This is a genomic window from Kitasatospora sp. NPDC057692 (assembly GCF_042799475.1).
Taxonomy (GTDB): Bacteria; Actinomycetota; Actinomycetes; order Streptomycetales; family Streptomycetaceae; genus Kitasatospora.
The window spans coordinates 1-8752 of the sequence record NZ_JBHVIV010000158.1 but is presented as its reverse complement, the minus strand read 5'-3'; the positions used below and the strand labels follow the sequence as shown (position 1 = coordinate 8752).

The 8752-nt window shown below is 74.0% G+C and carries 8 protein-coding genes; 4 read left to right on the top strand and 4 right to left on the bottom strand.

Features of this window, described 5'->3' with window-relative positions:
- Positions 1–690: 690 nt before the first annotated feature.
- The gene (locus tag ACFVFS_RS39860) at positions 691–1452 is read right to left on the bottom strand and encodes a TetR/AcrR family transcriptional regulator C-terminal domain-containing protein (RefSeq protein WP_380629958.1); all 762 of its coding nucleotides are present in this window, start codon (positions 1450–1452) and stop codon (positions 691–693) included.
- Positions 1453–1577: 125 nt separating this feature from the next.
- On the opposite strand from ACFVFS_RS39860, the gene ACFVFS_RS39855 reads away from it, so the two are divergent.
- The 4 genes from ACFVFS_RS39855 to ACFVFS_RS39840 all read left to right on the top strand — a co-directional run bounded on the left by ACFVFS_RS39855 (position 1578) and on the right by ACFVFS_RS39840 (position 6366).
- A complete protein-coding gene (locus ACFVFS_RS39855) occupies positions 1578–3188 on the top strand; it encodes an amidohydrolase (RefSeq protein WP_380629956.1) in 1611 nt (536 codons plus the stop codon).
- Between the two features lie 121 nt (positions 3189–3309).
- Positions 3310–4812 (top strand): APC family permease, encoded by a 1503-nt coding sequence (locus tag ACFVFS_RS39850; protein WP_380629954.1) that lies wholly within the window; start codon positions 3310–3312, stop codon positions 4810–4812.
- Between the two features lie 116 nt (positions 4813–4928).
- Entirely contained in the window at positions 4929–5573 is a 645-nt protein-coding gene (locus ACFVFS_RS39845) for an alpha-ketoglutarate-dependent dioxygenase AlkB (RefSeq protein ID WP_380629952.1), read from the top strand.
- A 46-nt stretch (positions 5574–5619) separates the two neighbouring features.
- Positions 5620–6366, top strand: coding sequence for a VOC family protein (locus ACFVFS_RS39840; RefSeq protein WP_380629951.1), 747 nt, complete (start codon positions 5620–5622; stop codon positions 6364–6366).
- Here ACFVFS_RS39840 and ACFVFS_RS39835 read toward each other — a convergent pair.
- From ACFVFS_RS39835 to ACFVFS_RS39825, 3 genes are all read right to left on the bottom strand, one after another.
- Positions 6320–6880, bottom strand: coding sequence for a nucleotidyltransferase domain-containing protein (locus tag ACFVFS_RS39835; RefSeq protein WP_380629950.1), 561 nt, complete (start codon positions 6878–6880; stop codon positions 6320–6322). The genes ACFVFS_RS39840 and ACFVFS_RS39835 overlap by 47 nt on opposite strands.
- A gap of 78 nt (positions 6881–6958) precedes the next feature.
- Positions 6959–7807, bottom strand: a complete 849-nt coding sequence (locus ACFVFS_RS39830; RefSeq protein ID WP_380629949.1) for a carbohydrate ABC transporter permease — start codon at positions 7805–7807, stop codon at positions 6959–6961.
- Positions 7804–8752: carbohydrate ABC transporter permease (locus tag ACFVFS_RS39825; RefSeq protein ID WP_380629948.1), on the bottom strand; the 949-nt coding region annotated here is incomplete at its 5' end. The genes ACFVFS_RS39825 and ACFVFS_RS39830, both read right to left, overlap by 4 nt.

The window sequence follows — 8752 nt, the reverse complement described above, 5'->3', positions numbered from 1 at the left end:
GCCGGTCGGACTGACTCCGAGGCTGCCCAGGGCGAGCCCGCTGCTCCAGTCGATCAGACTGGCGGCGCGGGCCCCGGCGATCGCCATCGCCCGGGACAGGCACTCGTCGATACCCGGCACTCGGGCTCCTTCTGAGGGTTCGGGGAGGAAACGGCGCGGCGGGGCATGGCCGCCGGACACCGGCCGGACTGCCACGACCCGTGGCGGGTTCGACACGGAAGGCTACTGGTGGAATCCATTCAACGAACGTTCCAATGGCATATTCACACCACAACGGTCAGCTTTCGGCCATCCTTTGACGCCGCGTCAGGCCCCTCCGCACGCCATCACCGCTGACCGCACACCCGTGCGCCGCACGAACGAACGATCCACCTGGCGCGGGACGTTGGCCGATTGTCGGCCGCCTCGACGGGTTTCGGCCGCCGCGTGCGATAGGAGCGCCGCCGCCCGGCGCCGGCCCGGGCCGCCCGGAATCACCCGGAGTGGCCGAGCCGCCCGGGGAACGACGAAGCGGCCGCCCCCCACAGGGGGACGGCCGCTTCCGATGGAGCGCCAGGCCCGGGTTGCACGGACTCTCCCTACTGAAAGTAGGACGTGCTCTGGTAGCACCACTGACGCCTGGTCGAACCGGTCCCGTTCCCCGCTCCGCGGAGATCGTTCCCTCTCGACAGGAAGAACACTAGCAGGCCATCACGCCTGGTCAGAAATCGGATCCGGGCCCGCCACCCCCGCCGTCGGACCCGTCGCCGCCCCCGCCGCGCGACCGGCCGGCAGCAGCGTGCGGTAGCCGGCGATCAGCGCCGCGAGCCCGACCTCGAAGGCCTGGTCGGCGCGGTGCCGCCCGGCCGGGACGGCGGCCAGCGCCTCGGCCAGTCGCGGGGTCGCCTCGCGGTCCACCGCGTCGACCATGACGGCGGGCGCGACGAGGTCCAGCGCGGAGCCGAGGATGAAGCTCTCCAGCGCGGTGATCACCCCCATCACGTCGGCACGCGCGAAGCCCGCCGCCTCCAGGGTGGCGACGGCCCGCTCGTACAGCTCGTGCATGAACGGTTCGGCGAGCGGCGCGGTGGCCAGCAGCCGGATGATGCCGGGGTGCTCGGCGAAGGCCTCCCGGTAGGCGCGGGCCCAGCCGCGCAGCGCCTCGTCCCACGGCCGGTCCCAGAGCGACCGCTCGCCGATGACCCGGACGAGCTCGGCGCGCATCAGGGCGACGATCTCGGCCCGCCCGGTGACGTGGTGGTAGAGCGCGGAGGGGCTGACCTTGAGCGCGCCGGCGAGGGCCGGGATGGTGAGGTCGCCGGCCTCGTCGACCAGCCGCAGCGCGGTGTGCACGATGCGCTGCCGGTCCAGCAGGGGTGTGCGCGGCCTGGCCATGGGGTTTCCGTCCTCTTCGGCGATGGCGGTGTCGCCGCGCGGCGCGGCCCTACGATCATCGCTCAAGATCATCGTCATGAAAACGTAATCGAATGACTTTCAATAAAACTCTTCCGCGCCCCGCCGGGCCGCGCCTACGGTTACCGAATCCCATTCAGTTAACCAGGTCACACCAGACCGCACCCGGGAGAGGACGCACCCGTATGCGCGCCGACACGCTCTTCACCGGAGGCCGGATCCACACCGGCGACCCGGCCCGCCCCGTCACCGACGCCCTCGCCGTCACCGCCGGGCGGATCACCGCCCTCGGCGTGGCGGCCCACGCCCTGCGCGACGAGCGGACCGAGACCGTCGACCTGGCCGGCGGCGCCCTGCTGCCGTCCTGGGGCGACGGCCACGTCCACCCGCTGATCGGCGGACTCGGCCTGCGCGGCGTCCCGGTCCGGGACTGCACCAGCCTGGCCGGGGTGGTCGAGGCCGTCCGGGTCTGGGCCGAGGAGCACCCGGAGGCCGAGTGGATCACCGGCGACGCCTTCGACCCCTGGCTCGCCGAGGGCGGCCTGTTCGACGCCGCACTGCTCGACGCCGTCGTCCCCGACCGGCCGGTGCTGCTGCGCACCATGGACCACCACACCGGCTGGGCCAACAGCGAGGCGCTGCGGCGGGCCGGGTACACCGCCGACACGCCCGAGCCGGCCCACGGCGAGATCGTCCGCCGGGCCGACGGCAGCCCGCTCGGCACCCTGCGCGAGTTCGGCGCGCTCAACCCCGTGCTCGCCCTCGTCCCGCTGCCCGCCCTCGCCGAGCAGGTCGACGCGCTGCGCGCGACGGCCCGGGTGCTCGCCTCGGCCGGGGTGACCTGGATCCAGGACGCCTGGGTCGAACCCGCCCAGGTGGACACCTGGATCGCCGCCGTCGCCGGTGACGGCCTCGCCGTACGGGCCAACCTCGCGCTGCTGCTCGAACCGGACGGCTGGCGCGAGCGACTCCCCCGGCTCGCCGCCGACCGCGAGCGGGTGGAGGCCGCCGGGGGCGGCCGGCTGACCGCGCGCGCCGTCAAGTTCTTCGCCGACGGGGTCGTGGAGTCCGGCACCGCCGCGCTGCTGGAGCCCTACAGCGACTGCCCGCACTCGCACGGGTCGGCCAACTGGACCGGCGCGGAGCTCGCCGAGGCCGTCACCGCCGTCGACGCGCTCGGCTTCCAGCCGCACATCCACGCCATCGGCGACCACGGCGTGCGGATCGCCCTGGACGCGGTCGAGGCCGCCGCGCGCCGCAACGGACCGCGCGCCCGGCGCCCGGTGATCGCCCACGTCCAGTTGGTCGACCCGGCCGACCTGCCGCGGTTCGCCGAACTCGGCGTGATCGCCAACTTCGAGCCGCTCTGGGCGCAGTCGGACCCGCTGATGACCGAGCTGACCCTGCCCCGGATCGGCCCCGAGCGCGGCGCCCGGCAGTACCAGATCGCCGCCCTGCTGCGCAGCGGGGCGCGGGTCTCGTTCGGCAGCGACTGGCCGGTCACCCGGTACGAGCCGCTGGCCGGGCTGGCCACCGCCGTCACCCGGCAGACGCCCGAGGGCCTGCCGGAGGGGGGCTGGCTGCCGGAGGAGCGGATCGGGCTCGACGAGGCGCTGGCCGCCTACTCGGCGGGCGTGGCGCACCAGGCGTTCGAGGAGGACGCCTGGGGGGTGCTGCGGGTCGGCCTGCGGGCGGACCTGGTGCACCTGGCCGCCGACCCGTACGCCGTCCCGGCCGGCGAGCTGGCCGGGGTCGCCGTGCTGGGCACCTGGCTGGGCGGTCGGCGCACGCACTGAGCGCCGCCGCGACGAAAGGCGCTGCGCCCCGGGCGCGCGCCGGACCCGTTCACGCCGTCCACTCCCCCCACCTGGACGGCCTCCCCTACCCTCGACCGCACGACCCCGGGAGAGCTCCCCCATGCACCTGCCCTCCGACACGACCGCTCCCGCGGCACCGGCACCCGGACTGGAACGCGGACTGGAACGCGGCGTCCTCGGCACCGGCGACATCGTCTTCTTCGTCGTGGCCGCCGCCGCGCCGCTCACCGTGATGGCCGGGGTCGCGCCCTTCGCCATCGCCTTCGGCGGCATCGGCGCCCCGGCCGCCTACCTGGCCACCGGCCTGGTGCTGGCCCTGTTCGCGGTCGGCTTCACCACCATGACCGCGCACGTCCGCAACGCGGGCGCGTTCTACGCCTACGTCACCCGGGGCCTCGGCCGGCCCGCCGGGCTGGGCGCCGCGCTGCTGGCGGTGCTGTCGTACAGCGCGATCCAGATCGGCATGTTCGGCGCCTTCGGCTACTTCGCCGAGGAGACCGCCGCGGACCTGCTCGGCCTGGACCTGCCCTGGCCGCTCTGGGCGCTGCTCGGGGTCGCCGCGGTCTGGTTCCTCGGCCACCGCTCGATAGACCTCGGCGCCAAGGTGCTCGGCGCGCTGCTGATCGCCGAGACCGGGATCCTGCTGGTGCTCGCCGTCGCGATCCTGGCCCGGGGCGGGGCGCACGGCCTCTCGCTCTCCTCGTTCGCGCCCTCGAACGTGGCCACCGGGGGCATGGGCGGCGTGCTCGGCCTGTCCTTCGCCGCGTTCGTGGGCTTCGAGGCCACCGCGATCTACCGCGAGGAGGCCCGCGCCCCGCACCGCACGGTGCCCCGGGCCACGTACGCGGCGATCGCCTTCCTCGGGCTGTTCTACACCTTCATCACGTGGACGATCGTGCAGGCCTTCGGCGACTCCGGGGCGGTGGCCGCCGCGACCGCCGACCCGGCGGGGATGTTCTTCACCGCGATGACGGACTACGTCGGCGGCTGGGCGACGGACCTGCAGCGCGTCCTGATCGTCACCAGCCTGCTGGCCGCGCTGCTCGCCTTCCACAACACCATCACCCGCTACGGCCACGCGCTGGCCGCCGAGGGCGCCGCGCCCGCCGCGCTCGGACGGATCCACCCCCGGCACCGCTCGCCGTGGATCGGCGGGATCGCGCAGAGCCTGCTCGCGGCCGCCGCCGTGGTGGTGGCCGCGCTGATCGGCGCCGACCCGTACAACCAGTTCTTCCTCTGGGTGAACTCCCCCGGGGTGGTCGGCATCCTGCTGCTCCAGGCGCTGGCCGGGCTCGCCGTGTACGCCTTCTTCCGCCGCGAGCGGGCGGCCGCGGCGAGCGCGGGCCGGTTCCGCACGGCGGTCGCCCCGCTGCTCTCCACGGTGCTGCTGTGCTGCGCGACCGGGCTGGTGGTCTGGCGCCTCGACCTGTTCACGGCGGCCGGGCCGGAGGTCAACTGGCCGCTGGTGTCGGTGGTTCCGGTGGTGTTCCTGACCGGGGTCGGCCTCGCCCTGCGGCTGCGCTCGCGCCGCCCGGAGGTGTACGCGCGGCTCGGCACCGCGGACGCGGACGCCCCCGCCGACAGCGAGCGGTCCCTCCGCTGAGGCCCCGCCGTCGCCGACCGTGTGCCCGGTGGACCGGGCGCACGGTCGGCGTACGCTCGAAGGGCCCCCTCCTCCTATTCGGATGCGCGTTCGATTCTTCGGCGTAGGCTGAATCCATGAGCACCACCGCCGTCCACCTCCAGCCGTCCCTGTTCGACGACCCGGGCCCGACCGGGCCCGTCCTGGGACCGTTGACCGGCGTGCGCCGCGAGGTGCTGGGCGCCGGCGCCTGGGTGGACCTGCTGCCCGGCTGGCTGCACGGGGCGGACCGGCTGTTCGAACAGCTCGCCGCCGAGGTGCCCTGGCGGGCCGAACGGCGCGAGATGTACGAGCGCACGGTGGACGTCCCCCGGCTGCTCGCCTCCTACCGGGAGGCCGACGCCCCTCCGCACCCGGTGCTCGGCGAGGCCCGCGCGGCGCTGAGCGCGCACTACGCGCGGGAGCTGGGCGAGCCGTTCCGCACCCTGGGCCTCTGCTACTACCGGGACGGCCGGGACAGCGTGGCCTGGCACGGCGACCGGATCGGGCGCGGCGCGCGCCAGGACACCATGGTGGCGATCCTGTCCGTCGGCGAGCCCCGACCGCTGCTGCTGCGCCCCCGGGGCGGCGGCGCTCCGGTGCTGAGGCGGCTGCTGGGGCACGGGGACCTGCTGGTGATGGGCGGCTCCTGCCAGCGCACCTGGGAGCACGCGGTGCCCAAGACGGCCCGGCCGGTCGGCCCCCGGATCAGCATCCAGTTCCGGCCGCGCGGCGTCTCCTGAGCCCGCCGGCGCACCGACCCACCGGACGGACCCAGGAGGCCGCGGCATGCCGAAGGCGGGCAGGTACCACGAGGGCGTCCCCTGCTGGGTCGAGCTGGGCGCGGTGAACCTCGGGCGGGCCCGGCGCTTCTACGGCGGGCTGTTCGCCTGGGAGTTCGTCGAGCTGCCCGGCTGGACGGTCGCCACGCTGCGCGGCGCCCAGGTCGCCGGCCTCACCGCCCGCCCGAGCGGCGGCGAGCAGTCCTGGACGACGTACCTGGCGGTGGCCGATGCCGGGCGGACGGCCGCGGCGGTGCGGGAGGCGGGCGGCCGGGTGCTGCGGGAACCCTACGAGGTACCGCCCGAGCAGGGCTGGGCGGCGCTGGCGGCCGACCCGGCCGGGGCGGTGTTCGGCCTGCGGCAGGGGCTGCTCTGGCAGGGCGCGGGCCTGGTCGACGAGCCGGCCGCGTTCAGCTGGAGCGAGCAGCACTCCCCCGACCCGGAGGCCGCCCGGGCGTTCTACCGGCGGGTGTTCGGCTACGAGTACGGCCGCGAGAGCGACGGCGCCACGCTGTTCCGGGTCGCCGGACTGCCGGCCGGCGGGATCGCCCGGCACCCCGACCCCGGCTGGGCCGTCCACTTCGGGACCGCCGACACCGACCTCGCGGTGGAGCGGGTGCGGGAACTCGGCGGAACCGTGCTGGCCGGGCCGGAGCCCACGCCGTTCGGGCGCCGGGCGGTGGTCCGCGACGACGGCGGCGCGGCGTTCACCCTGGTCGGCGTTCCGTCGGCGGAGCAGACGCTGGCCGCCTGAGCGCCCGGAGCAGCCGGTCGACGTCCTCGGTGTCCTTCGCCCGGCGCGGGCGCCGCGGGTCCCAGACCGGCATCATCCGCTTGATCTCGATCTGCGCCGCCGGTGCGACGATCGGGCAGACCAGGCCTCCGAGCCGCCCCGGCGGCCCGTTCAGCAGCCCGGCCGGCCAGGCCGTCCCCGCCCAGGGGCCGCCGGACACCAGCACCCGGCCGTCCGGCGCCGGGTCGACCAGCGCGAAGCCGGACTCCAGGCCGTCCTTCACGACGTCGAACTGCTGCTCCGGCGGGCTGCCCGCGAGCGGGCGGTAGCCGAGGGCGTGCAGTGCGGCGGAGAGCGCGGGGGCGTCGGCGGCCGGGACGAACCAGTCGACGTCCTCGTGGTCGCGGGTCCACTCACCGAGGAAGAAGTCCATCGCCCAGCCGCCGCGCAGCCAGACGCGCGAGCCGAGACGGCGGGCGAGGCCCACCGTCTCGGCGATCTGCGCGAGTTGCCCGTCGGCACGCTCCCGGTCCATGGACCCCACCTCCACGGCACCGGACGCTATACCCGCCGCAGCCCCTCCGTCGCGGGGATTTCCGTCAAGGTCCGGATCTCAGTCCTTGACCGCGCCGGCCAGCCCGGAGACCAGCTTGCGCTGCACCGCGATGAAGAAGATCAGCACCGGCACGGTCATCAGCGTGGAGGCCGCCATGATGCCGCCCCAGTCGTTCTCGTCCGGCTTGAAGAACACCAGCAGCGCCGAGGGGAGGGTCTGGTTGTCGGTCGCGCTGATGATGAAGGTCTTGGCGAAGACGAAGTCGTTCCACGCCGCGATGAAGGAGAACACGCTGGTCGCGGCCAGCCCGGGGGCGACCAGCGGCAGCAGGATCGTCCACAGGATGCGGGTCCGGCTGGCACCGTCGATCTGTGCGGCCTCCTCGATGGACACCGGCACGGCGGCGACGAAGCCCCGCATCATCCAGATGCCGAACGGCAGCGAGAAGGCCAGCTGCACCAGGATCAGCGAGGCCAGGGTGTTGAGCCCGATGCCCGGCGCGAACCGGCCCGCGTCGCGGAACATGAAGAACAGCGGGATGGTCAGCGCCTCGACCGGGATCATCTGGGCGATCAGGAACATCACCATGATGGTGGTGCGGAAGCGGAAGTTGAACCTGGTCACCGCGACCGCCGCGAGGAAGACCACCAGGGCGGAGAGCACCACCACCGACAGCGCGATCACCAGGCTGTTGAGGAAGTACCGGCCGAAGCCGTCCACGCTGAGGACCTGGCGGAAGCTCTCCAGCGTCGGGTGCGCCGTCCAGGGGCGCGGGTCGAGCGACTGCACCTCGCCCTTCGGCTTGATCGCCGAGAGCACCATCCAGAAGATCGGGAAGGCGGTGACGGCCGCCACCAGGAGGGCGGTGGTGTTGGCGCCCAGGCGCCAGCGGCTACGGGCGTTCACAGTTCGTTCCCCGTCCTGCGCAGCGAGCGGATGTAGAGGACGGTGGGGATCACCAGGATCAGCAGCATGATCACGCCGATGGCCGCGCCGAGCCCGTACTGGGAGGAGGCGAAGGCCTTCTGGTAGGCGTAGACGTTGAGCACCAGGTTCTGGCCGGCGATGCCGCCGCCCTCGGTCATCACGTAGATCTGGGTGAACACCTTGAAGTCCCAGATGACCGACTGGATCACCACGATGGTCAGGATCGGCCGGAGCATCGGGGCCGTGATCCGGCGGAAGGTGGACCAGGTGCCGGCGCCGTCCAGCGCCGCCGCCTCCAGGACCTCGGTCGGGATCGCCTTGATGCCCGCGTACAGCGTCACCATGACGAACGGGAAGGAGTGCCAGACGACCACGGCCCCGACGATGAGGAAGGCCGACCACTTGTCGTAGAACCAGTTGTACTCGTGGAACCCGTCCAGCCCGATGCTCACCAGGGTCTTGTTGACCAGACCGAGGTTGGTGTCGAACAGGAAGCTCCACACCGTCGAGCCGGTCATCGCCGGCGCCGCCCAGGCCGCCATCGCGGCGGTGGTGAGCACCAGCCGGGGCACCCGGCCCACCCTGGTCAGCAGCACCGCGAGGGTGGCGCCGACGGCCAGGGTGGCGACCACGCAGAACGCGGCGAAGCCGATCGTCTGCATCAGCACCGACCAGAACTGCCCGTCGCTCAGGATCTTCTGGTAGTTGCCGAAGCCGACGAAGCTGGTCGGCACCCCGCCGGAGGCCTGCGCCTGTCCGAAGTCCAGCACGGACAGCAGGCCGAGCTGGTAGATCGGGTAGGCGACCAGCGGGATCATGATGACCGCCGCCGGCAGCAGGAGCAGCAGCGGGGGTCGGCGTCGGCCCCGCCGGGGGGCCGCCCGCGGCCCGGCCCCGGGCCCCCCCCGGGGGGGGGGGGGGGCC